We start from the raw sequence: 22,795 nt of genomic DNA, 5'->3' as shown, positions 1-22,795 counted from the left end.
CGGGCGTGAACGGCGCGACTTTCGGTTTACCATGCCGACGCCCGTAGTGCGGGAATCATCAGAAGCAGCGTGAGGAGGCAATCGGTGGTGTATCTGCGGGCGGCGATGCTGCTGCTGGTCCTCCTGTGCTGCCTGTCGCCCGCTGCGGCGCAGCCGGTGCCACCGAGCCCGCGTCAGGTGACGGTGTTCGACGGCTTGCCGTCCAATACCGTGAACCGCATGGCCGAGGATCGTTACGGTTACCTCTGGATCGCCACCAACGACGGTCTGGCCCGCTACGACGGGCGCAACTACCGGATCTGGCGCTCGGAAGACGGCCTGCGCGACAACCGCATCTGGACGGTGCTGGTCGATGCCCGCAACCAGCTCTGGATCGGCACCGAGAACGCGGGCCTGGTACGGATGTCGGCCGATCGCCGCCAGCTGCATTTCTACGACCGCAGCAGCCAGCCGTTGATGGGCACCAACACGGTCTGGAGCCTGGCCACCACGCCGGATGGTTCGGTCTGGTTCGGCACCCACGAAGGTGGTCTGTACCGCCTGGACAACCAGGACCGGCTGCAGCGCTTCCTGCCCGAAGCGAACAACCCACGCAGCCTGCCGGCCGCATCGGTGCCTTATCTGGCAACCCTGGCCGATGGCAGCCTGTGGATAGGCACCAAGCATGGTGTCGCGCGCTGGACCGGCACGGACTTTGAACGGGTTGGTGCCGGCATCGTTCCCAGCCTGCTGATCAATGGCCTGACGGCCGAGCCCGATGGCAGCCTCTGGATCAGCACGATGGCCGGTGCCATCGTGCGTCGTCCCGATGGTCGTTTTGAGGCACCGTCCTGGAAGCTGCCCGAAGGCGAACAGGTGCTGGGCATGATGCTGCGCGACGAGCAGGGCGGGCACTGGCTGGACACCCGCACCGGCCTTGGCCGCGCGGTCGATGGCCAGTACCAGGCCGTGCCGCTGTACAGCGCGGTGGCGCGTGGCCCGGTACGCCCGAACTGGACCGGCGCCTACGAGGATCGCGAGGGGGGCATCTGGCTGGCCAGCACCAACGCCGGCCTGTGGCACCTGCTGCCGCGCTGGTGGCAGTTCTCGGTGCTGTCGCGGCTGGAGGACGACCCGCGCTCGCTGCGCAATGCCTTCGTGCTGGGTACCAGCCCGTCCAGCAACGGCGGCATCTGGACGGTCGGCAGCCACGGCGCGCTGGACCGCTTCGATCCGAAGACCGGCCGCATCGAACAGCACCGCACCTGGGTCAACGGCATGCACTGGCTGACCTCGGTGCGCGAGGATCGCCGCGGCCAGGTCTGGATCGGCTCCAACGACGCGCTGCTGCGCTACGACCCGAAGCGGCGTGATCTGCGCCGCTGGGGCCGGGATGCCGGCGCCGACGCGACCATGGAAGGGGTCATCGAATCGATGATGACCTGTGATGGTGACAGCCTTTGGCTGATGCTGCCGTCGGGTCTTCAGCAGCGCGATCTGGATGGGCGCCTGCGGCGCCAGCTGGACAATGGCCAGCGCGGATTGCAGCAGGGCCAGCTCAATCTCGATGTGGAATGCGGGCCGCAGGACCATATCTGGCTGGCCAGCAGCCGAGGCCTGCTGCAGTGGCTGCCGGAAAGCGAGCGCTTCCAGCCGGTGCCGGGCGCACCGGCGACCGCGATCCATGCACTGCACGTGGGCAGCGATGGCCAGGTCTGGCTGTCCGAGGATGGCCGCCTGTCGCGCTACCGCTGGAGCCAGGGCCGGCTGGAGCGGCAGGCCGTGATCGGTGCCGAGCAGGGCTACCCGGCGATCTCCGCTTCGGGGCTGGTGGTCGATGCACAGGGGGTGGCGTGGGCAACCAGCGCGCGTGGCCTGGTGCGCATCGGCGCCGATGGCCAGAGCGTGCGCCTGTATGGCGTGCATGACGGCCTGCCGAGCCAGGAATTCCGCGAGCACACGCTGGTGATGTCGGGAGACGGCCATCTGGTGGCGGGTACGCCGGCCGGTGTGGTGGTGTTCGACCCGGAGCAGGTGCGGCCCTCGATGCGGCGTGCGCCGCTGGTGATCGAGCGGGTGGAGGTGCGCCGCAACGAGCAGGTGCTGGACCTCACCCACGACACGCCGTTGCAGATCGCCGATGGCGACCGCGATCTGCGCATCGTCGCGCGCCTGTTGTCGTTCGCCGATTCGGCGTCCAATACCTATCGTTACCGGTTGGCCGGCTATGACCCGGACTGGGTGGAAGTGGGACCGGCCGGTGAGCGCCTGTTCTCGCGGCTGGCACCGGGCAGCTATCGGCTGGAAGTGCAGGCGCGGTCGGCCGACCATGTCTGGTCACGGGTGCAGAGCCTGGAATTCCGCGTGCAGCCACCGTGGTGGCGCAGCCTGTCCGGCCTGCTGGTGCTGGCCTCGTTCGCGCTGCTGCTGACCAGCTGGTTCGCCTGGCTGTACCGTCGCCGCCTGCAGCGTCGCCACGCCTATCAGCTGGCGCTGCACAAGCAGGAGCTGGCCGAGCAGGCGTCGGCGGCCAAGACCCGCTTCCTGGCCAACCTTGGTCATGAGATCCGCACGCCGATGACCGGTGTGCTCGGCATGAGCGAGCTGCTGCTGTCCTCACCGCTGGATCCGCAGCAGCGCGGCTATACACAATCAATCCGCCACGCCGGCGAGCACCTGCTGCATCTGGTCAACGATGCGCTGGACCTGGCGCGGATCGAATCGGGCCGTCTGGAGTTGCAGTCCAAGCCGTTCGCGCTGAGCTGCCTGCTGCAGGACCTGGCGGCGCTGATGGGCCCGTTGGCTGCACAGAAGGGCCTGCGCTTCACCCTCGACAACCAGTTGCCGCCCGGCCTGCAGGCCACCGGCGACGCGATGCGGGTACGGCAGATCCTGCTGAACCTGCTCTCGAATGCGGTCAAGTTCACCAGCCGCGGCACCATCACCCTGCACGCGCGCAGCGACGCCGAGCTGCGATCGCTGCATTTCGAAGTGCGCGACACCGGCCCCGGCATCAGCCAGGAGCAACAGCAACGCCTGTTCCGCCGCTTTGAGCAGGCCGATGGTGCACGTACCGCGGCGCAGTACGGCGGCAGTGGCCTGGGCCTGGCGATCTGCCGCGAACTGGCGCATGCGATGCAGGGGCGGATCCAGGTGGAGAGCCAGCTTGGTCGCGGCACCTGCTTCGGCGTGACGTTGCCGTTGCCGATGGTGGTCGATGCCGATGCCGAAGCAGATGGTGAAACGCACCGCGAGGACGCGGCCAACATGCCGCCATTGCGGGTACTGCTGGTGGAGGACGACGCGACTGTGGCCGATGTGGTGCGCGGGCTGCTGAGTGCGCGCGGGCACGAGGTGGTACATGCGGGCCATGCGCTGGCGGCACTGCGTGAGATCAGTGCCGGTGATTTCGACGTCGGCCTGCTGGATCTCGACCTGCCGGGCCTGAGCGGCTTCGAGCTGGCCCAGCATCTGCGCAACCAGGGCTACATGCTGCCACTGCTGGCGGTGACCGCACGTACCGACCCGGACCTGCAGCAGCAGGTGGAGGCGGCCGGCATCGGTGGCTTCCTGCGCAAGCCGGTGACCGGGGAACTGCTGGTGGAAGCGATCGCCCGGGTGATGGGAAGGTAGGGATTATTGCAGGGCTTGCAGCCCTGCACCTGCAGAAGCAACGTCAACGTCAAAAGCGTGCAATCCGTGGGATGGCGGGGTGGGTCCGGTTGCGGGGGACGCTGCAAGTCCCCCTCCGGGGCCCGGCCCAGCCGCTGGCGGCTGTGCGTTCGGGCGCTTGCGAAGCAATGCTTCGCAAGCAAAGCGCCCTCACCCATGTAAGCTCGGTCGCCGCTTGCTCGTGTGCGCTGTCCTGCGCACACGGCAAGACCGGGGTTGGGCCTCCTGCCCAACTCGCCCGAGGCATGCCTCGGGCCCATGCGGCTCACGCCCCCGCAACCGGACCCTCCCCGCCTTCGACAGTTTTCCGCGATCTGTCGGAGCACGGGGTCGGATCCCGTTGGCGCGCAACGGGCTCTGACCCCAATCTGGAATTCGATATCTGACAGATGTGTCGACCAAGGTCGACACCTACCAACAACCGCGCGTTCCAACAGTCGCCGTTACCCACAGCCGCGTGAACCTGTCAGAGGTGGGGCGGTGTGGGCTTGCAGGACCGTTGGCGCCATGGATGGCGCCATCGAGCCCCCATGGACGGGTTTACGGCGTGTCCTGCAAGCCCACACTGCCCCGCCATCCCACGGAATGCTCGCTGTTGCTGTTGCTGTTGCTTCGGGTTGGGCCTCTGCGGGTGCAGGGTGCAACCCTGCCGAACCCCCTCACTCCGCGACGTGCTCGACCTGCCGTGGCTCCGGCTTGGTATCGGGCAGCTGCCAGAAGATCATCGTCGAGGTCAGGGTGATCGCGCCCACGCACAGGAACGTGGCATGCAGCGCGGCGGTGGCGCTGTTGCTGTCCAGGTGGTTGCCGAACGCGGCCAGCAGGCTGCCGGCCGCAGCAGCACCAAAGCCGGCGGCGAGCATCATCACCATCGACAGCAGGCTGTTGCCGGAACTGGCGAACTCGCGGTCCAGATCCCGCAGCGTCACGGTGTTCATCACGGTGAACTGCAGTGAATTGACCGCACCGAAGAACGCCAGCTGCAGCAGGCGCCAGGCCAGGTGCTGGCCGGGCGTCATCAGGATGAAGCTGGCCATCGCCAGGCCCACCAGCACGGTGTTGACCATCAGCACGCGGCGGTAGCCGTAGCGCTCGACCAGCTTCACCGCCAGCTTCTTCGACACCATGCCGGCCGCCGCCACCGGCACCATCATCAGGCCGGCGTTCATCGGGCCAAGGCCCAGGCCGACCTGCAGCAGCAGCGGGATCAGCATCGGCATGGCGCTGCTGCCGATGCGCGAGAACAGGTTGCCAAGGATGCCGATGCGGTAGCTGGGCACGCGGAACAGGGCCAGCGAGAACAACGGCGCGGTGGAGTTGGCGGCATGCAGCCAGTAACCGACCAGTGCGGCCAGGCCGGCCACGGTCATCAGCATCACCAGCGCATGTGGCGTTCCGAGCCCGGAGATGCCGTCCAGCGCCAGCGACAGCACCACCATCGCAAAGGCCAGCATGATGTAGCCGCGCAGGTCGAAACGGGTGCGATGGCTGGCGTAGTGGTCGGGCATGATCTTCATCGCGGCGATGAAACCGATCACGCCGATCGGCAGGTTGATCAGGAACACCCAGTGCCACGACGCGATCTCGACCAGCCAGCCACCCAACGTCGGGCCGATCAACGGGCCGACCAGCGCGGGGATGGCGATGAAGCTCATCGCGCGCAGGAAGTCCTCGCGTGGCACCGAACGCATCACTGCCAGGCGTCCGACCGGCAGCAGCATCGCACCGCCGATACCCTGCAGCACACGTGCCCCAACCAGCTGGTGCAGGTGCTGGGCCAGCGCGCAGGCCAGCGAGCCGAGGGTGAACAGGATGATCGCTACCAGGAAGGTACGACGCGTGCCGTAGCGGTCGGCGATCCATCCTGAGGCGGGAATGAAGGTGGCTACCGCCAATGCGTAGCTGAACACCACCGACTGCATCTGCAGCGGGCTTTCGCCCAGGCTGGCCGCCATCGCCGGCAAGGCCGTGTTGACGATGGTCGAGTCCAGCATCTGCATGAAGATCGCCAACGAAACCAGCCACAGCAGGGGGCGCTGGCGGTTGTAGGTCGATGGCGATGTGGACATGGGGTGTGGCCGGTGCAGCGTGGGGGACGTCATGATCGCGCACTGCGGGTCACGGCGCGATCAACATCGCGCCGCAACCGCATGCGCAATGCTCAGCGCTGGCTGTGCGCGTGCACCGCGTCGACCAGCACCTGCACGTGCGCCGGGTCCATGTCCGGCGACATGCCGTGGCCGAGGTTGAACACATGGCCCTCGCGCGAACCACCGTTGCCGGCGGCATAGGTGTCGAGCACGCGTGCTGCTGCGGCGGCGATCGCATCCGGCGAGGCGTACAGCGTGGTCGGGTCGAGGTTGCCCTGCAGGGCGACGCGGCCGCCGGTGCGGCGCATCGCCTCGTCCAGATCCAGCGTCCAGTCCAGGCCCAGCGCATCGGCACCGGTCTGCGACAGCGCTTCCAGATGCAGGCCGGTGCCCTTGCCGAACAGGATCAGCGGGGTGCGCTCGTTGCCTTCGCCGCGCTCCAGGCCCTCGGCAATCCGCTGCAGGTAGCGCAGCGAGAACTCGCGGTACATCGACGGCGACAGCACGCCACCCCAAGTATCGAATACCTGCAGCGCCTGTGCACCGGCCGCGCGCTGCGCGCCGAGATAGGCGATCACCGCCTCGGTGGTGACCTCCAGCAGGCGGTGCAGGGCCTGCGGATGGTTCAGTGCCATCGCCTTGATCCGCGCGAAGTCCTTGCTGCCGCCGCCTTCCACCATGTAGCAGGCCAGCGTCCACGGGCTGCCGGAGAAACCGATCAGCGGCACCTGGCCGTCCAGCTCACGGCGGATCAGGCGCACCGCGTCCATCACGTAGCCCAGGTCCTGTTCCATGTCCGGCACCGCCAGCCTGGCGATGGCCGCTTCATCACGCACCGGGTGGCGGAACTTCGGGCCTTCGCCTTCGACGAAGTACAGCTCCAGGCCCATCGCATCGGGAATGGTGAGGATGTCCGAGAACAGGATGGCCGCATCCAGCGGGAAGCGGCGCAGCGGCTGCAGGGTAACCTCGCAGGCAATCTCCGGATTCTTGGCCATGGCCAGGAAGCTGCCGGCCTTGGCCCGGGTCGCGCGGTACTCCGGCAGGTAGCGGCCGGCCTGGCGCATCAGCCAGACGGGGGTGCAGTCCACCGGTTCGCGGCGCAGGGCGCGCAGCAGGCGATCGTTGCGGAGAGGGCTGGTCACGATGGGCATTCCTTGGACGAAAGTTGGCAGCGGCGTCAGTCGCCGTGCGAGAGGATCTGGAAACCGCGATGCAGTTCGGCATCGCGGGCCTTCTCGAAGGCATGGCGGGCTTCGTCGGCCTGCAGGAACAGCTCGCGCCGCAGCTGCGAGCGGCTGCCGACGCGGCCGCTCTCGCGCAGCAGTTCCCAGCCGCCGAACAGATCCGGCTGCAGGCTCAGGCGCAGGAAGCGCGGTGCCTGCGCACCGGCGTCGGGATGTTGCAGGTAGACGTGCATGGCGCCGATTGTAGCGGGGCCAGGGTGACCCCGGCCGCAACGCGGTGGTGCCGGCCGTTGGCCGGCAACGTCATGAGCGGGGAAGCCGGCCAGCGGCCGGCACTACCAGGCTGCGCGGCAGGATTGCCGGCCAGCGGCCGGCACTACCGGGCCGACAGTACCTTCAGCACCGCCGCCTCATCCACGTCCGGCACCACTTCGGCGCGGCCCATGCCACGCCACAGCACCAGGCGCAGGCGGCCGGCCACGTTCTTCTTGTCCAGCCGCATGCGGCCGAGCAGGGCCTGCGGATCCAGTCCTGCGGGGATCGTCACCGGCAGGCCCAGACGCTCCAGCAGTGCCTGCAGGCGCACGCGGTCGGCATCGTCGGCCAGGCCCAGGTCGGTGGACAGCGTTGCCGCCAGCACCATGCCCACCGCCACCGCTTCGCCGTGGTTCAGCGCATCGCGGCCCGGGGCCGAGTAGCCCTGTTCGGTCTCGATGGCATGGCCGAAGGTATGGCCGAGGTTGAGCAGGGCACGTTCCCCCTTCTCGAACGGATCGCGCTCGACGATGGCGGCCTTGTGCCGGCAACTGCGCGCGATGGCTTCGGAAAGCACGTTGTCTTCGCCGGCCAGCAGCGCATCGGCATGCTGCTGCAGCCATTCGAAGAACACCGCGTCGCCCAGCGCGCCGTACTTCACCACTTCGGCCAGGCCGGCGCGCAGCTCGCGCGGTGGCAGGGTGGCCAGCACGCGGGTATCGGCAATGACCGCGCGCGGCGGATGGAATGCGCCGACCAGGTTCTTGCCGGCCGGAATGTCGACCGCGGTCTTGCCGCCCACGGACGAATCGACCATCGCCAACAGGGTGGTCGGCAGCTGCACGCAGTCCACCCCGCGCATCCAGCAGGCGGCAGCGAAACCGGCAAGGTCACCGACCACGCCGCCGCCGAGGGCGAACACGCAGGCGTCGCGGGTGGCACCGAGCGCGGCCAGTGTTTCGATCGCGCGGCCGAACTCGGCCAGGGTCTTGGAGGCTTCGCCGGCAGCCAGCACGTGCTCGCCGATGATCAGGTCCGCGCGTGCGGCCAGCAGCGTCTGTTTGACCGATGCCAGATAGCGCGGGGCGACTTCACTGTCGCTGAGCAGCAGCACATGACGGCCGCGCACGTACGAGGCCAGTGCGGTGCCGTCGGTCTGGGCACCAGCGCCGATGGTGATGGAGTAGGGGCGGTCGCCGCCAACGGCGACCTGCAGCAGGGCGGGGGAAGTCATGCGGTCAGGTCCTGGCGCTGCCATTGCGTGGCCAGCTTGACCACCAGGTGGGCGGTCGCGTCGGCAGCGGTATACGGGTCGGTATCGAGGGTGAGGTCGGCCAGTTCGCGGTACAGCGGGTCGCGGTGAGCAGCCAGATCGTGCAGCACCTGCTCGCGGTCCGGGCGCTGCAGCAGTGGCCTGCCTTTGTCGCGGGCCAGGCGTTCCAGCTGCGCGGTAACGCTGACCCGCAGGTAGACCACGAAGCCGCGCTGGGCGATCAGCGCACGGTTGTCCGGATCCAGTACGGCGCCGCCACCGGTGGAGACCAGCTGGCCGCGGCCTGCCAGCACACGGGCCAAGGCTTCGCGCTCATGGCTGCGGAAGCCGGTTTCACCCGAGTGCTCGAAGATGGTCGGGATGCTGGCGCCGGCGGCATCGACGATGGCCTGGTCGACATCGACGAAGTCCAGCGTGAAGCGCTCGGCCAGGCGGCGGCCGATGCAGGTTTTGCCGGCGCCCATCGGGCCGATCAGGATCAGGTTCGGAGCAGGATTCATGCCCTCTGATGCTAACACCTCCGTGCCCTTGCCTTTACGTTCTTCACGTCAGGCTAGGCGTTCCTGCGGGGTCTCCCGCGCCAGCCGGAGTACAGGCCATGACGGTCGCCAAGGTCATCGAAATCACCGCCTCCTCGCCGAAGAGCGTGGAGGACGCCGTGCGCAGCGGTCTGAAGAAGGTCTCCGAGACGGTCAAGGGCATCCAGGGCGCCTGGGTGAACGAGACCAAGGTGGTCACCAACGGCAGTGGCGAGATCACCGAATGGCGGGTCAACCTGCGGGTGACCTTCCTGGTGGAATAGGCGTGCTCAGCGCACGTCCTGCACCTGGCGCTGGCCGTCCAGCACCACCACGTGGTCGGCCAGGGCGGGCAGGGCGTGCAGTGCCTGCCGGCTGACCCGCTCGTAGTACTGCACGAAGCGCTCCAGCTGTGGCCGGCTCATGCCGTGCCGGCCCGGCTGCGCGGCCTGCAGGTTCTGTTCCTGCTGCCAGCGCCAGCGTGGTACCACCGAGAAATCCGGCGGCTGCAGGAACCAGAGGCGGTCGCAGCGCTGCCACAACGCCGGGTAGTCGCGGGCCAGCGCCTGGTTGCACCAGCGGCGCCAACGGCCATCGGCGTCGGCCTCGCGCTCCAGTGCGTTCAGCGGGCTGTCCAGTGCGTTGTCATCCTGCGCGGGTGTGCCCAGGAACCAGCCTTCGAAGACCAGCAGGTCCAGCGGTTGCTGCAGCTGCGGCCATTGCGCTTCGGGCAGGCGCTCGTCGGCCAGCTTGTCGAAGCGCGGCATTGCGAAGGGCTGGCGTGCGGCCACCGCGTCCAGCACGGCGTGGGCCAGCGGCAGGTCGTGGGTGCCGGGCGGCCCGCGGGTGATCAGCAGCGGATGCACCTGGCGGGCCAGTCGTTGGCGCTGTGCGCGGGTCAGGTAGACGTCATCGATCGACAGCGTGGCCGCGTTCAGGCCGCGTGCCTGGGCGCGCGCCACCACCTGCGCGGCCAGCGTCGATTTGCCGCTCCCCTGCAGGCCGCTGATCGCCAATACTGGAACCGCTGCGCCGCTGCCCAGCGCATCATCCAGCGCCTGTTCGGCCAATGTTTCGGGGAATCCTTTCACCTGGGGCATATACGCAGCAGCGGCCATGCAGCCACAATAGCCCAATCCGTGTGAGAAGAACGCAATCATGAGCGACCTGTACGCCGAAGCCCTGTCCACGTTTGCCGGCCTGTTCGACGAGGCCAAGCAGAGCCGCGAAGTCGAGCCGAACGCGATGACCGTGGCCACTGCCGATACGCAGGGCCGCCCGTCGGCGCGCACCGTGCTGCTGAAGGCGTTCGACGAGCGTGGCTTCGTCTTCTACACCCACCTGGACAGCCACAAGGGACAGGAGCTGCAGGCCAATCCGCAGGCCGCGCTGTTGTTCCTGTGGCGCAGCCTGCGCGAGGCGGGCATCCAGGTGCGCATTGAAGGCCGCGTCGAGCAGGTCGCCGATGCCGAGGCCGACGCCTATTTCGCCAGCCGCCCGCGCATGAGCCAGATCGGCGCCTGGGCCTCGCAGCAGTCGAAGACGCTGGCAACGCGCGAGGAATTCGATGCGCGCGTGGCCGAGGTCGAAGCCCGCTTCGAGGGCAAGGACGTGCCGCGCCCGGAGGGCTGGAGCGGCCTGCGCGTGGTGCCTGACCGCATCGAGTTCTGGTATGGCGCGCAGTTCCGCCTGCACGAACGCTGGTGCTATGAAGCCGGTGCCGAAGGGCGCTGGAGCAAGCGCCTGCTGTATCCGTAAGGCAACCTGATGCAACGCCTGCCGCTGTACCGTGTGGTGGTGTTCGTGCCGTCGGCAGCACTGGATGCAGTGAAGCAGGGCATCCTCGCGGTGGACGCGCTGGCGGCCGGCGACTACGAGCACGGGATGTGGTGGTCGGCGCCGGGGTTCGAGCAGTTCCGCCCGCGCGTGGGTGCGTCGCCCGTGCAGGGTGAGGCGGGCCGCACCGAAGTGGTCGACAGCGTGCGCCTGGAATTCTGCCTGCCTCGGAATCCGCAGCGGCTGCAGCGCATCTTCGAACAGGGCATCGTGCCGCATCACCCGTGGCAGGTGCCGGTGGTGCAGGTGGAGGAAATCGAGCTGCTGCTGGCCAGGTAGATCCACGCCATGCGTGGATGAGATGCTTGACGGAAGAGCGGTGCGAACCAAGGTTCGCACCCACCAGGCAACGAGTGGTTACAACCCCTCCGCGCGCAGCCAGCGCCACAGCGTGGTGCGTGAGACGCCCAGCGCCTGCGCCATCCCCTCGCGATCATTGCGATGTTCCTGCAGCAGCGTCTCCAGCTGCGCACGCGGCGGGCGCTTCCCGTTGCTTTCCACCGGCAATGCTACAGCGCCCTCATTCACCAGTTCGGGTGCCAGCTGCAGCAGTCGCGCAGCATCAATCAGCCCTTCACCGGGCTGCCAGTGGATGCGCAGCCGATCCACCAGATTACGCAGCTCACGCACGTTGCCTGGCCAACTGGCGGCGGTCAGCACCGCCAGCGCATCCTCATCCAGTGGCGCATCGATGCCACGCAGCTGGCGGAAGAAGTGCTGCGCCAGCAGCGGGATATCACTGCGCCGCGCGCGCAGCGGCGGCAGGGCAATGCGCAGTGCGGCCAAGCGGTAATACAAGTCGCGACGGAAGCTGCCGGTTGCTGCGCGCTGCTCCAGCGACTGCAGGGTGGCGGCCACCACGCGCAGGTCCACCGGGGTCGGTTCGGTGGCGCCCACGCGCAGTACCTCGCGTTCTTCCAGCACGCGCAGCAGGCGGGTCTGCAGCGGTAGCGGCAGTTCGCCGATTTCGTCCAAGAACAGCGTCCCGCCGTCTGCGGCTTCGACCAGGCCGACACGGCCACCACGGCGTGCGCCGGTGAAGGCGCCATCGCTGTAGCCGAACAGTTCCGCCTCAAGCAGCGATTCGCTGATCGCGCCGCAGTTCAGTGCCACGAAGCGTCCACGACGGCCGCTGGCGGCGTGCAGCTGGCGCGCCACCAGTTCCTTGCCGGTGCCGGTTTCGCCGCTGACCAGTACGGTGCTGTCATGTGGGGCGTACAGCGCGATCTGCGCGCGCACCTGCGTCATCGCGTCGCTGTCGCCGAGCAGTTCATGCGCATCGGCGCGCGCTGCCGGGCGCCGACGTGGGCTAGGCCGATTGCCACTGGAACGTGCCAGGGTCTGGGTCAGTTCCAGCGCATGTTCGAACGCCTGCCGCACCGAGTCGGCGGAGTACAGCAGCACCCCGGGCAGGCCGGCCTGTTCGGCGTGGTCGATGGCCATGCCGGTGCCGACGATCACTTCGATGCCGTTGGCGCGCAGATCGGCGATGCAGTCGCGCGCATCCTCGCGGGTGACGAAACGCCGATGCTCGATATCCAGGCCGAAACTCTGCTGGAAGTTGCTGAACACCGGCACGTCGCTGGCGTGGGTGACCAGGCCGATGCGGCTGGCGATGCGGCGGGCACGGGCCAGTGCTTCCATCAGGTCGAAGCCGTTGGCCTGGATCGGCACCAGTGGCAGCTCCAACCGGCCACGCAGCCAGGCGGCGTTGGAGCCGCCGGCAATCACCACATCGCAATGCTCGCGGCGCAGGCGCTGGCCGATCACCTCCACCGCTTCCTCGAAGCCGAGGTTGATCTGCTCGATGCGCGCGCGGCGGTCGAACTCGGGAATGACGTCGCCGAGCAGGCCGGTCAGTCGCGAGACGCTGACCGTCCAGATCACCGGTCGGCCGGGGTCGGCATCGGCATGGCGCAGGGGCGAGCGGGGCAGGTACATGGCGGCGGGTTCAGATGGGGTGTTTCATGATACATCCGTTTCAATGTTTCATTTGTTTCGCGGTTGCGTGTCGGTCATCCCCGTGAAATCAATCGCTTGCAGCTTGGCATGGTGCTTGCGCCTACCCATCCGTTCTTCAACCTGGATTGCCGCATGACTGCTTCCGCCTCTTTCTCCGCCGGTGCCCGTTTCCGTGAGGCGCTGGCTGCCGAGTCGCCGCTACAGGTGATCGGCGCGATCAACGCCAACCACGCCCTGCTGGCCAAGCGCGCCGGCTTCCGTGCCATCTACCTGTCCGGCGGCGGCGTTGCCGCAGGCTCGCTGGGCCTGCCGGACCTGGGCATCAATACCCTGGAAGACGTGCTGGTGGACGTGCGCCGCATCACCGATGTCAGCGACCTGCCGCTGATGGTCGACATCGACACCGGCTTCGGCCCGAGCGCGTTCAACATCGCGCGCACCGTGAAGTCGCTGATCAAGGCCGGCGCGGCCGCCTGCCACATCGAGGACCAGGTCGGCGCCAAGCGCTGCGGTCACCGCCCCGGCAAGGAGATCGTCTCGCAGGGTGAAATGGTCGACCGCGTGAAGGCGGCCGCCGATGCCAAGACCGATCCGGACTTCTTCCTGATCGCGCGCACCGACGCCATCCAGGTGGACGGCGTGGACAAGGCCATCGAGCGCGCCATCGCCTGTGTCGAGGCCGGTGCCGATGGCATCTTTGCCGAGGCCGCCTACGACCTGGACACCTACCGCCGCTTCGTCGACGCGGTGAAGGTACCGGTGCTGGCCAACATCACCGAATTCGGTGCCACCCCGCTGTTCAGCCGTGATGAACTGGCATCGGCCGGCGTCGCCATCCAGCTGTTCCCGCTGTCTGCGTTCCGTGCGGCCAACAAGGCTGCCGAGAACGTCTACCAGGCGGTGCGCCGCGATGGCCACCAGCGCAATGTGGTTGAGACCATGCAGACCCGCGAAGAACTCTACGACCGCATCGGCTACCACGCGTTCGAGCAGCAGCTCGATGCACTGTTCGCCGCCAAGAAATAAGCAGTACCCTGCACCATCAAGTTTTCGGAGGGAAACATGAACGATACGACCGCAACCCCGACCTTCAAGCCGAAGAAGTCCGTCGCCCTGTCCGGCACCGCCGCCGGCAACACCGCGCTGTGCAGCGTGGGCCGTAGTGGCAACGATCTGCACTACCGTGGCTACGACATCCTGGACCTGGCCAACACCAGCGAGTTCGAGGAAATCGCCTACCTGCTGGTGCACGGCAAGCTGCCGACCCGCGCCGAGCTGGTTTCGTACAAGGCCAAGCTGAAGTCGCTGCGTGGCATCCCGGCCGCGGTGAAGGCGGCGCTGGAAGAACTGCCGCCGTCGGCGCACCCGATGGACGTGATGCGCACCGGCGTGTCCGTGCTCGGCTGCGTGGCGCCGGAGAAGGATGACCACAACCATCCGGGCGCGCGCGACATCGCCGACAAGCTGATGGCCTGCCTCGGTTCGATGCTGCTGTACTGGTACCACTGGAGCCACAACGGCCGCGCCATCGACGTGGAAACCGACGATGACTCGATCGGTGGCCACTTCCTGCACCTGCTGCACGGCGAGAAGCCGCAGGAATCGTGGGTGAAGGCGATGCACACCTCGCTGATCCTGTACGCCGAGCACGAGTTCAACGCCTCGACCTTCACCTGCCGCGTCATCGCCGGTACCGGCAGCGACATGTACAGCGCGATCTGCGGTGGCATCGGCGCGCTGCGCGGCCCGAAGCACGGCGGCGCCAACGAAGTGGCGTTCGAAGTGCAGAAGCGCTACGACAACCCGGATGAAGCCGAGGAAGACATCAAGGCCCGCGTCGAGCGCAAGGAAGTGGTGATCGGTTTCGGCCACCCGGTCTACACCGTCTCCGATCCGCGCAACAAGGTGATCAAGGACGTGGCCCGCGAGCTGTCCGAAGAACAGTCCAGCATGAAGATGTACGACATCGCCGAGCGCCTGGAATCGGTGATGTGGGACATCAAGAAGATGTTCCCGAACCTGGACTGGTTCAGTGCCGTCAGCTACCACATGATGGGCGTGCCGACCGCGATGTTCACCCCGCTGTTCGTGATCGCCCGCACCGCCGGCTGGAGCGCGCACATCGTCGAGCAGCGCATCGACGGCAAGATCATCCGCCCGAGCGCCAACTACATCGGTCCGGAAGACCGCGACTTCGTCGCCATCGACAAGCGCGTCTGATCCACCTGCTGTACCCATCCGGCCGGCCCCATGCCGGCCGGATGCTTTCGCCGCCGCACCGCCGGCACCCGGCCCGCCTCAAGCACTCCGCCAGCCCATGAATACCGATTACCGCAAGAACCTCCCCGGCAGCACGCTGGACTATTTCGACGCGCGCGCCGCTGTCGATGCGATCCAGCCTGGCGCCTATGCCACCCTGCCGTACACCTCGCGCGTGCTGGCCGAGAACCTGGTGCGTCGCTGCGATCCGGCCACGCTCAGCGATTCGCTGAAGCAGCTGATCGAGCGCCGCCGCGACCTCGACTTCCCGTGGTTCCCGGCGCGCGTGGTCTGCCACGACATCCTCGGCCAGACCGCGCTGGTGGACCTGGCTGGCCTGCGTGATGCGATCGCTGACAAGGGTGGCGACCCGGCCAAGGTGAATCCGGTGGTGCCGGTGCAGCTGATCGTCGATCACTCGCTGGCGGTGGAGTGCGGTGGTTTCGATCCGCAGGCGTTCGAGAAGAACCGCGCCATCGAAGATCGCCGCAACGAAGACCGTTTCCACTTCATCGACTGGACCAAGCTGGCCTTCGAGAACGTGGACGTGATTCCGCCGGGCAACGGCATCATGCACCAGATCAACCTGGAGAAGATGTCGCCGGTGGTCTACGTGCAGGACGGCGTGGCCTTCCCGGATACCTGCGTGGGCACCGACAGCCACACCCCACACGTGGATGCGCTGGGCGTGATCGCGATTGGTGTTGGCGGCCTGGAAGCGGAGAACGTGATGCTGGGCCGCGCGTCCTGGATGCGCCTGCCCGACACCGTCGGTGTCGAACTGAGTGGCCGCCCGCAGCCGGGCATCACCGCCACCGATGTGGTGCTGGCCCTGACCGAGTTCCTGCGCAAGGAACGCGTGGTCGGTGCGTGGCTTGAATTCTTCGGCGAGGGTGCCGCGGCACTGACCATCGGTGACCGCGCCACCATCTCCAACATGTGCCCCGAATACGGTGCGACCGCCGCGATGTTCTACATCGACGGGCAGACCATCGATTACCTGCGCCTGACCGGCCGCGAGGAATCGCAGGTGGCGCTGGTGGAGAACTATGCCCGCACCACCGGCCTGTGGGCCGATGATCTGGCCACCGCGCAGTACGAGCGCGTGCTGCGCTTCGATCTGTCCAGCGTGGTGCGCAACATGGCCGGCCCGTCCAACCCGCACAAGCGCGTGGCGACCGCCGAGCTGGCCGAGCGCGGCATTGCCGACGAAGCCAAGCTGGAAGCGGGCAGAGCCGAACAGGCGCAGGGCCTGATGCCCGATGGCGCGGTGATCATCGCCGCCATCACCAGCTGCACCAATACCTCCAACCCGCGCAACGTGATCGCCGCTGCACTGCTGGCGCGCAACGCCAACGCGCGTGGCCTGCAGCGCAAGCCGTGGGTGAAGTCGTCGCTGGCGCCGGGTTCCAAGGCCGTGCAGTTGTACCTGGAAGAGTCCGGCCTGATGCCGGACCTGGAGCAGCTCGGCTTCGGCATCGTCGCCTTCGCCTGCACCACCTGCAACGGCATGAGCGGTGCGCTGGACCCGAAGATCCAGCAGGAGATCATCGACCGTGACCTGTATTCCACCGCCGTGCTGTCGGGCAACCGCAACTTCGATGGCCGCATCCACCCGTATGCGAAGCAGGCCTTCCTGGCTTCGCCGCCGCTGGTGATCGCCTATGCCATCGCCGGCACCGTGCGCTTCGATATCGAGAAGGACGTGCTGGGCGTGGACACCGACGGCAACGAGGTGCGCCTGAAGGACATCTGGCCGAGCGACGCCGAGATCGACGCGGTGGTGAAGGCCTCGGTGAAGCCGGAGCAGTTCCGCCGCGTCTACAACCCGATGTTCAACGTGCGCGTGGAGCACGGTGCGGCGGTCAGCCCGCTGTACGACTGGCGCCCGCAGAGCACCTACATCCGCCGTCCGCCGTACTGGGAGGGCGCACTGGCCGGTGAGCGCACGCTGTCTGGCATGCGCGCGCTGGCGGTGCTGCCGGACAACATCACCACCGACCACCTGTCGCCGTCCAACGCGATCCTGGCGTCCAGTGCCGCCGGTGAGTACCTGGCGAAGATGGGCCTGCCGGAAGAGGACTTCAATTCCTACGCCACCCACCGCGGTGACCACCTGACCGCGCAGCGCGCCACCTTCGCCAACCCGAAGCTGTTCAACGAGATGGTGCGCAACGACGACGGCAGCGTGAAGCAGGGTTCGCTGGCGCGAGTGGAGCCGGAAGGCAAGGTGATGCGCATGTGGGAAGCGATCGAGACCTACATGGACCGCAAGCAGCCGCTGATCATCATTGCCGGTGCCGACTACGGGCAGGGCAGCTCGCGCGACTGGGCCGCCAAGGGCGTGCGCCTGGCTGGCGTGGAGGCGATCGCGGCCGAAGGCTTCGAACGGATTCACCGTACCAACCTGATCGGCATGGGCGTGCTGCCGCTGGAGTTCAAGCCGGGCACCACCCGCCTGACCCTGGGCATCGATGGCACCGAGACCTTCGACGTGATCGGCGAGCGCACCCCGCGCGCTGACCTGACCCTGGTCATCCACCGCCGCGACGGCCAGGACGTGATCGTGCCGGTCACCTGCCGCCTGGACAGCGACGAGGAAGTGGCGATCTACGAAGCCGGCGGCGTGCTGCAGCGCTTCGCCCAGGACTTCCTGGAAGGCGCCAAGGTGGCGTGATGCCGGACTGAATGCCTGCCCCCGGAGGCCGGGGGCGGGCTTGTCCGACACCAGGGCAGGGCGCACACTGACTTGGCAAAAACTGCCAAAGGAGAGTTTCATGGCCACCATGAACATTTCGCTGACCGATCCGCTCAAGCAGTTTGTGGACGAGGAAGTGCGCGAAGGCGGCTACTCCAGTACGTCGGATTATGTGCGTGACCTGATCCGCCAGCGTCAGCGCAGCAAGGCTGAAGAGCTGCTCAAGCAGCTGATTGCCGAGGGGCTGGCGTCGGGACCTGCCGTTCCGGTGACAGCGGCCACATTCGAGCGGATGCGTCGCGAACTGACCGAAAGGATGGAGCGTGAAGGCGATTGAATGGAGGCCCCGGGCCGAAGCCGACGTAGCCGATGCCGCGCTGTGGTTCGCAAGGCAGGGTGGCCTGGTACTGGGTCGGCGCTTTCTCGCCGAGTTGGAGGCCACGCTTCAACGCATCGCGGTGTTTCCATGCTCGGGTTCCATCCGGCACGCCGATCTTGCAGCACAGCTGCCGGTGCCTTTGCGCTTCATGCTGGTTCCTGGCTTCGAACGCTACCTCGTCTATTACCTCGATCTACCGGACCGCGTGGACGTCATGCGGGTGTGGTGCGTTGATCGTGGCCTTGACGCACTGATGCAAGACATTTCCTGAAATCCAAACGCTTGGATCCGACGATGAATTTTCTTCCGCAACTCCGTATTCCCGCTACCTACATGCGCGGCGGCACCAGCAAGGGCGTGTTCTTCCGCCTGCAGGATCTTCCCGAAGCCGCGCAGGTGCCGGGCGCCGCACGCGATGCGCTGCTGATGCGCGTGATCGGCTCGCCCGATCCGTATGGCAAGCAGACCGACGGCATGGGCGGCGCCACCTCCAGTACCAGCAAGTGCGTGATCATTTCCACCGCTTCGGTGCCTGACCACGACGTGGACTACCTGTATGGCCAGGTGTCGATCGACACCGCCTTCGTCGACTGGAGCGGCAACTGCGGCAATCTCAGCACTGCGGTGGGTCCGTTCGCGATTGCCAATGGTCTGATCGATCCGGCCCGCGTGCCGCGCGATGGCCTGTGCACCGTGCGCATCTGGCAGGCCAACATCGGCAAGACCATCATCGCGCACGTGCCGATGCGCGATGGCGAAGTACAGGAGATCGGCGATTTCGAGCTGGATGGCGTGACCTTCCCGGCCGCCGAGATCCAGCTGGAATTCATCGATCCGTCCGATGACGGCGATGCGGGCGCGATGTTCCCGACCGGCAACCTGGTCGACACCCTCGATGTCCCCGGCGTGGGCAGTTTCGAGGTGACGATGATCACCGCGGGAATCCCGACCATCTTCCTCAACGCCGCCGACCTCGGCTACACCGGCACCGAGCTGCAGCCGGCGATCAATGAGGACAAGGCCGCACTGCAGAAATTCGAGACCATCCGCGCACATGGCGCGCTGCGCATGGGCCTGATCTCGAAACTTGAAGACGCAGCAACCCGCCAGCACACGCCGAAGGTGGCCTTCGTGGCGCCGGCGCAGGACTATGTGTCGTCCAGTGGCAAGGCAATCCCGGCGTCTGCCATCGATCTGCACGCACGTGCGTTGTCGATGGGTAAGCTGCACCACGCGATGATGGGCACCGCCGCCGTGGCGATTGGTACCGCCGCGGCGATTCCGGGCACGCTGGTCAATCGTGCGGCCGGCGGCGGCGAACGCGAAGCGGTGACCTTTGGTCACCCCTCCGGCACGTTGCGCGTGGGTGCGCAGGCCGGGTTCGTTGACGGACAGTGGACGGTGACCAAGGCCATCATGAGCCGCAGCGCCCGTGTGCTGATGGAAGGCAAGGTGCGGGTGCCGGCCGAGTAACCAGCCGGTCGGCGCTGGCATCACATGCTTCGGTAGATGCCAACCTTGGTTGGCATGGCATTGGCACCGCCCGGGCAATGTCCAGCGCCAACCACGGTTGGCGACTACCGGGAGGCGCGGCCTGACCTGCTTTCTGAAGAGGAGATCGACGATGTCTGACAGCCACACCCCATCCAACGAGCGTGCAGCGTGGGATGCGCTGCTGGTGGACATCGTCGATTACGTGCGCGACGCCCGTATCGACTCACCGCTGGCGTTCCAGACCGCGCACCACTGCCTGCTTGATACGCTGGGCTGCGGGCTGGAAGCACTGTCCTTCCCGGCCTGCAGCAAGCTGCTCGGGCCACTGGTGCCAGGCATCAGCGTGGTCAACGGCGCGCGCGTTCCGGGCACCCACTACGTGCTGGACCCGGTGCAGGCGGCGTTCAATCTGGGCGCGATGGTGCGCTGGCTCGATTTCAACGACACCTGGCTGGCCGCCGAATGGGGCCATCCGTCGGACAACCTGGGCGGCATCCTTGCCGTCTGCGATTGGCTGGGTCGCAACGCGCAGGCCCTGCGCCGCCCGCCGCCGACCGTGCAGGACGTGCTGCTGGCGATGATCAAGGCGCATGAGATTCAGGGCGTGTTGGCGCTGAAGAATTCGTTCAACCGGGTCGGGCTGGACCATGTGGTGCTGGTCAAGGTCGCCACCACCGCTGTGGTGGCGCAGCTGCTCGGGCTGGATCGCGAACGCATGCTCAATGCAGTGTCGCTGGCCTGGGTCGATGGCCAGGCGCTGCGGACCTACCGGCACGCGCCCAACACCGGTTCGCGCAAGAGCTGGGCCGCCGGCGATGCCACCAGCCGTGGCGTACGCCTGGCGCTGATCGCGGCAACGGGTGAAATGGGCTATCCGAGCGTGCTCAGTGCACCGACCTGGGGCTTCGAGGCTGTGTCCATGCATGGACAGGCACTGACGCTGGAGCGGCCGCTGGGCAGCTATGTGATGGAGAACGTGCTGTTCAAGATCAGCTACCCGGCCGAGTTCCACGGCCAGACTGCGGTGGAGGCAGCGATCGCGCTGCACCAGCAATTGCGCGCGATGGGGCGGCAGGTCGAGGATATCGCGCACATCGCCATCCGCACCCAGGAAGCCTGCATCCGCATCATCGACAAGAGGGGCCCACTGCACAATCCGGCCGACCGCGACCACTGCGTGCAGTACATGATCGCCATCGCGCTGCTGCATGGGCGGCTGGTGGCCGAGGACTATGAGGACGACGTCGCCGCCGATCCGCGCATCGACGCGCTGCGCGCAAAGATGGCCTGCCACGAGGATCCGCAGCTCAGCGCCGATTACCTGGACCCGGAAAAGCGCAGCATCGCCAACGGCCTGAGCGTGCGCTTCACCGATGGCACCGAGCTGCCCGAGGTACTGGTGGAATACCCGCTGGGCCACGCGCGCCGACGTGAGGAGGGCATTCCACTGCTGATGGACAAATTCCGCCGGCACCTGGCCCACCGCTTCCCGACCAGCCAGCAGCAGCGCATCCTGGCCGCATCGCTGGACCCGGTGGCCCTGGCGGCAATGCCGGTGACCGACTACGTGGACCTGTACCTGCCGGTGTAGCAACGCTTTGGTGGATCTGACACCACGCCTGCTCGCCGGGCACGTGGCTGCACCTGCTTTGGTAGGTGCCAACCTTGGTTGGCACGGCCGACGCCAACCAGGGTTGGCATCTACCGGGATGCTTTGGTCCACGCTGCAGTCTGCAGAGGTTCCTCAGAGATAGTGTAATCCCGCGATAGCGATAGACTAAGCCGGATCAGATCGCATATGTGGAAAGGCATCCATAGTCGGTGCGTACCGAAATGGCATTGTCTCCCGTCCATGCAATATGCGCGGTACGCACCACATGATCGACGGGAAAGCGTCGAATTTCCCTCATATCCGTGAAGTCATGAAGGGCAATATGTCCACGGTGCAGGATGGCGAGTCGCTTGCTATCGCTATCCAGTGCAAAGTCAGTTCGTGTCATGTCAGCGAACTCCGGCCACCCGGGGCGGGATTCGCCTGTTGCCGCGTCCAGGCACAGCAGGCGCCACCGTCCATACTCTTCCAACGCCAACAACCAGCGCCCATCCGCGCTCCACTCCATCTTGACGATCATTTCAAAATCAGCCTGATGTCGGCGCACGGTCTTGGCCTGGGCGACATCGATGTACTCGATCTCACCCGGATTGGCACAGCAGGCAAGCATCGTGGCATCCGCTGAGAGCGTGCCCATCATCTGCTCGGAATGCCCGCCAACCATCGCAGGGGAGCGCGCCAGCTGCATGATGTGCCTTCCATCGTCGAGTCTCATTACCGTTACCTGCTCACCGTCATGCCATGCGGCATGCCCGTTGGACCTTGTCAGGAAGGGCGATGACAGTACGGATGCATCGCTGATCCGCTGGGGAGGACTGCCATCTGAAGTCCAAAGGTAGATTCCAGAGTCGAATCGAATCAGGAATCCTGTCCGGTCATCCGTAGGTAGTGCCGACCAGGCAAGGTCCGTCTTGCTTGATCGCCAACCATGGATGATCTCAGCGTCTTCACCAATGAGCAGCAACATGTCGGTTGCCGCACCATGCGTGTCTTCGTCCTGGTGCTGATTGGTCGCCAGCTTCCCATTGCAACCCGCAATCATCAGGGCTCCCGTGTACCCCCCGCCAATGTAACGATGCATGCAGGGTTCGCCTGCGGCAGCAGCAGGGTTCACGAGTACGAAGCCCTTTTTCAGCCGCGACCACTCCTGTTTGATGGCCCATTTCAGTGCCTCGTCGGGACTCGGGAAGTCTTTCAACTGTGACTTCAGCTTCCCGGGGCTTCCGGAGGTGACTTCGACAGTACCTCGGTCACATCGCGTACCCCAGACCTTACCGGTCGCTGGATCCTGAATCATGCGTACTCGTGTCATTGCAATGTTCACTGCTGTTCAGAAGGCCTGATGCCGATGCTACAGCGGCGATTGAAGGCCGATTGGGAAGTCGCTCAATCGAGGGTTGAACCCGTCACTTTGGGGCGACTTCGGCCTTCTCTCCGCCGGGACATTGCGCGCCACGATTGGGGGAGCGCCCGATCCCAAGCCAGACAGGTTGCCGGCATCGGCCTGTGCCTGGCGCGGCGGGGGAGGGGCGCTTGGGTAGGTGCCAACCTTGGTTGCCACGGCTATCGCCAACCGAGGTT

General features: G+C 66.6%; 19 protein-coding genes. 11 read left to right on the top strand and 8 right to left on the bottom strand.

The genetic code is table 11. The features are described 5' to 3' along the window. The first annotated feature begins 84 nt into the window (after positions 1-84). Entirely contained in the window at positions 85-3,612 is a 3,528-nt protein-coding gene (locus tag ACZLHH_RS17625) for a hybrid sensor histidine kinase/response regulator (RefSeq protein WP_107431908.1), read from the top strand. 698 nt (positions 3,613-4,310) lie between these two features. Here ACZLHH_RS17625 and mdtD read toward each other — a convergent pair. The 5 genes from mdtD to ACZLHH_RS17600 all read right to left on the bottom strand — a co-directional run bounded on the left by mdtD (position 4,311) and on the right by ACZLHH_RS17600 (position 8,956). Continuing rightward, a complete protein-coding gene (gene mdtD / locus ACZLHH_RS17620; protein ID WP_010482759.1) occupies positions 4,311-5,720 on the bottom strand; it encodes a multidrug transporter subunit MdtD in 1,410 nt (469 codons plus the stop codon). Positions 5,721-5,812: 92 nt separating this feature from the next. Next, a complete protein-coding gene (gene hemE, locus ACZLHH_RS17615; RefSeq protein WP_032127799.1) occupies positions 5,813-6,895 on the bottom strand; it encodes a uroporphyrinogen decarboxylase in 1,083 nt (360 codons plus the stop codon). 26 nt (positions 6,896-6,921) lie between these two features. Further along, positions 6,922-7,161, bottom strand: a complete 240-nt coding sequence (locus tag ACZLHH_RS17610) for a WGR domain-containing protein (RefSeq protein WP_032127800.1) — start codon at positions 7,159-7,161, stop codon at positions 6,922-6,924. 143 nt (positions 7,162-7,304) lie between these two features. Beyond that, positions 7,305-8,417 (bottom strand): 3-dehydroquinate synthase, encoded by a 1,113-nt coding sequence (gene aroB / locus ACZLHH_RS17605; RefSeq protein ID WP_180844185.1) that lies wholly within the window; start codon positions 8,415-8,417, stop codon positions 7,305-7,307. Beyond that, a complete protein-coding gene (locus tag ACZLHH_RS17600) occupies positions 8,414-8,956 on the bottom strand; it encodes a shikimate kinase (RefSeq protein WP_180844186.1) in 543 nt (180 codons plus the stop codon). Before ACZLHH_RS17600 ends, aroB begins: the two co-directional genes overlap by 4 nt. Positions 8,957-9,054: 98 nt before the next feature. Between ACZLHH_RS17600 and ACZLHH_RS17595 the strand changes: the two genes are divergently transcribed. Continuing rightward, complete coding sequence (locus ACZLHH_RS17595) at positions 9,055-9,258, top strand: dodecin family protein (protein WP_005410663.1); 204 nt, start codon at positions 9,055-9,057, stop codon at positions 9,256-9,258. 6 nt (positions 9,259-9,264) lie between these two features. Here the strand turns inward: ACZLHH_RS17595 and ACZLHH_RS17590 are convergent, their stop codons facing one another. Beyond that, on the bottom strand, positions 9,265-10,092 hold the full coding sequence (locus ACZLHH_RS17590; protein WP_125431738.1) for a kinase: 828 nt from the start codon (positions 10,090-10,092) through the stop codon (positions 9,265-9,267). A 40-nt stretch (positions 10,093-10,132) separates the two neighbouring features. Between ACZLHH_RS17590 and pdxH the strand changes: the two genes are divergently transcribed. Beyond that, entirely contained in the window at positions 10,133-10,732 is a 600-nt protein-coding gene (gene pdxH, locus ACZLHH_RS17585; RefSeq protein WP_049401396.1) for a pyridoxamine 5'-phosphate oxidase, read from the top strand. A 9-nt stretch (positions 10,733-10,741) separates the two neighbouring features. Next, entirely contained in the window at positions 10,742-11,089 is a 348-nt protein-coding gene (locus ACZLHH_RS17580; protein ID WP_125895329.1) for a YqfO family protein, read from the top strand. A gap of 78 nt (positions 11,090-11,167) precedes the next feature. Here ACZLHH_RS17580 and prpR read toward each other — a convergent pair whose 3' ends face one another. Continuing rightward, a complete protein-coding gene (gene prpR / locus ACZLHH_RS17575) occupies positions 11,168-12,751 on the bottom strand; it encodes a propionate catabolism operon regulatory protein PrpR (protein ID WP_180844187.1) in 1,584 nt (527 codons plus the stop codon). Between the two features lie 153 nt (positions 12,752-12,904). Between prpR and prpB the strand changes: the two genes are divergently transcribed. The 7 genes from prpB (at position 12,905) to ACZLHH_RS17540 (ending at position 21,193) form a co-directional block, all read left to right on the top strand. Beyond that, the gene (gene prpB / locus ACZLHH_RS17570) at positions 12,905-13,798 is read left to right on the top strand and encodes a methylisocitrate lyase (protein WP_180844188.1); all 894 of its coding nucleotides are present in this window, start codon (positions 12,905-12,907) and stop codon (positions 13,796-13,798) included. A 36-nt stretch (positions 13,799-13,834) separates the two neighbouring features. Then, positions 13,835-14,992 carry a bifunctional 2-methylcitrate synthase/citrate synthase gene (gene prpC / locus ACZLHH_RS17565; protein ID WP_014038133.1) on the top strand — a complete coding sequence of 386 codons (1,158 nt, stop codon included), beginning with the start codon at positions 13,835-13,837 and terminating at the stop codon, positions 14,990-14,992. Positions 14,993-15,089: 97 nt separating this feature from the next. Further along, complete coding sequence (acnD, locus tag ACZLHH_RS17560; protein WP_180844189.1) at positions 15,090-17,708, top strand: Fe/S-dependent 2-methylisocitrate dehydratase AcnD; 2,619 nt, start codon at positions 15,090-15,092, stop codon at positions 17,706-17,708. Positions 17,709-17,808: 100 nt separating this feature from the next. Further along, complete coding sequence (locus ACZLHH_RS17555; protein ID WP_006384133.1) at positions 17,809-18,066, top strand: type II toxin-antitoxin system ParD family antitoxin; 258 nt, start codon at positions 17,809-17,811, stop codon at positions 18,064-18,066. Beyond that, a complete protein-coding gene (locus tag ACZLHH_RS17550; RefSeq protein ID WP_180844190.1) occupies positions 18,053-18,379 on the top strand; it encodes a type II toxin-antitoxin system RelE/ParE family toxin in 327 nt (108 codons plus the stop codon). The genes ACZLHH_RS17555 and ACZLHH_RS17550 overlap by 14 nt, the downstream gene beginning before the upstream one ends. A gap of 23 nt (positions 18,380-18,402) precedes the next feature. Continuing rightward, positions 18,403-19,581, top strand: a complete 1,179-nt coding sequence (gene prpF / locus ACZLHH_RS17545) for a 2-methylaconitate cis-trans isomerase PrpF (RefSeq protein WP_180844191.1) — start codon at positions 18,403-18,405, stop codon at positions 19,579-19,581. 151 nt (positions 19,582-19,732) lie between these two features. Further along, complete coding sequence (locus ACZLHH_RS17540) at positions 19,733-21,193, top strand: bifunctional 2-methylcitrate dehydratase/aconitate hydratase (protein ID WP_180844192.1); 1,461 nt, start codon at positions 19,733-19,735, stop codon at positions 21,191-21,193. Positions 21,194-21,389: 196 nt separating this feature from the next. Here the strand turns inward: ACZLHH_RS17540 and ACZLHH_RS17535 are convergent, their stop codons facing one another. After that, a complete protein-coding gene (locus tag ACZLHH_RS17535; RefSeq protein ID WP_049463112.1) occupies positions 21,390-22,412 on the bottom strand; it encodes a WD40 repeat domain-containing protein in 1,023 nt (340 codons plus the stop codon). Between the last annotated feature and the right edge of the window lie 383 nt (positions 22,413-22,795).

The sequence above is a fragment of the Stenotrophomonas sp. 28608_Sma genome (assembly GCF_056486185.1).
This window is presented reverse-complemented; position numbering and strand designations above follow the sequence as displayed.

Coding starts and splice junctions, on each gene's coding strand:
- mdtD (WP_010482759.1), bottom strand. CDS start 5,720: ATGTCCACATCGCCATCGACCTACAACCGCCAGCGCCCCCTGCTGTGG.
- prpC (WP_014038133.1), top strand. CDS start 13,835: ATGAACGATACGACCGCAACCCCGACCTTCAAGCCGAAGAAGTCCGTC.
- prpB (WP_180844188.1), top strand. CDS start 12,905: ATGACTGCTTCCGCCTCTTTCTCCGCCGGTGCCCGTTTCCGTGAGGCG.
- acnD (WP_180844189.1), top strand. CDS start 15,090: ATGAATACCGATTACCGCAAGAACCTCCCCGGCAGCACGCTGGACTAT.
- ACZLHH_RS17590 (WP_125431738.1), bottom strand. CDS start 10,092: ATGGCCGCTGCTGCGTATATGCCCCAGGTGAAAGGATTCCCCGAAACA.
- ACZLHH_RS17610 (WP_032127800.1), bottom strand. CDS start 7,161: ATGCACGTCTACCTGCAACATCCCGACGCCGGTGCGCAGGCACCGCGC.
- aroB (WP_180844185.1), bottom strand. CDS start 8,417: ATGACTTCCCCCGCCCTGCTGCAGGTCGCCGTTGGCGGCGACCGCCCC.
- prpF (WP_180844191.1), top strand. CDS start 18,403: ATGAATTTTCTTCCGCAACTCCGTATTCCCGCTACCTACATGCGCGGC.
- ACZLHH_RS17600 (WP_180844186.1), bottom strand. CDS start 8,956: ATGAATCCTGCTCCGAACCTGATCCTGATCGGCCCGATGGGCGCCGGC.
- ACZLHH_RS17580 (WP_125895329.1), top strand. CDS start 10,742: ATGCAACGCCTGCCGCTGTACCGTGTGGTGGTGTTCGTGCCGTCGGCA.
- ACZLHH_RS17540 (WP_180844192.1), top strand. CDS start 19,733: ATGTCTGACAGCCACACCCCATCCAACGAGCGTGCAGCGTGGGATGCG.
- ACZLHH_RS17595 (WP_005410663.1), top strand. CDS start 9,055: ATGACGGTCGCCAAGGTCATCGAAATCACCGCCTCCTCGCCGAAGAGC.
- prpR (WP_180844187.1), bottom strand. CDS start 12,751: ATGTACCTGCCCCGCTCGCCCCTGCGCCATGCCGATGCCGACCCCGGC.
- ACZLHH_RS17555 (WP_006384133.1), top strand. CDS start 17,809: ATGGCCACCATGAACATTTCGCTGACCGATCCGCTCAAGCAGTTTGTG.
- hemE (WP_032127799.1), bottom strand. CDS start 6,895: ATGCCCATCGTGACCAGCCCTCTCCGCAACGATCGCCTGCTGCGCGCC.
- pdxH (WP_049401396.1), top strand. CDS start 10,133: ATGAGCGACCTGTACGCCGAAGCCCTGTCCACGTTTGCCGGCCTGTTC.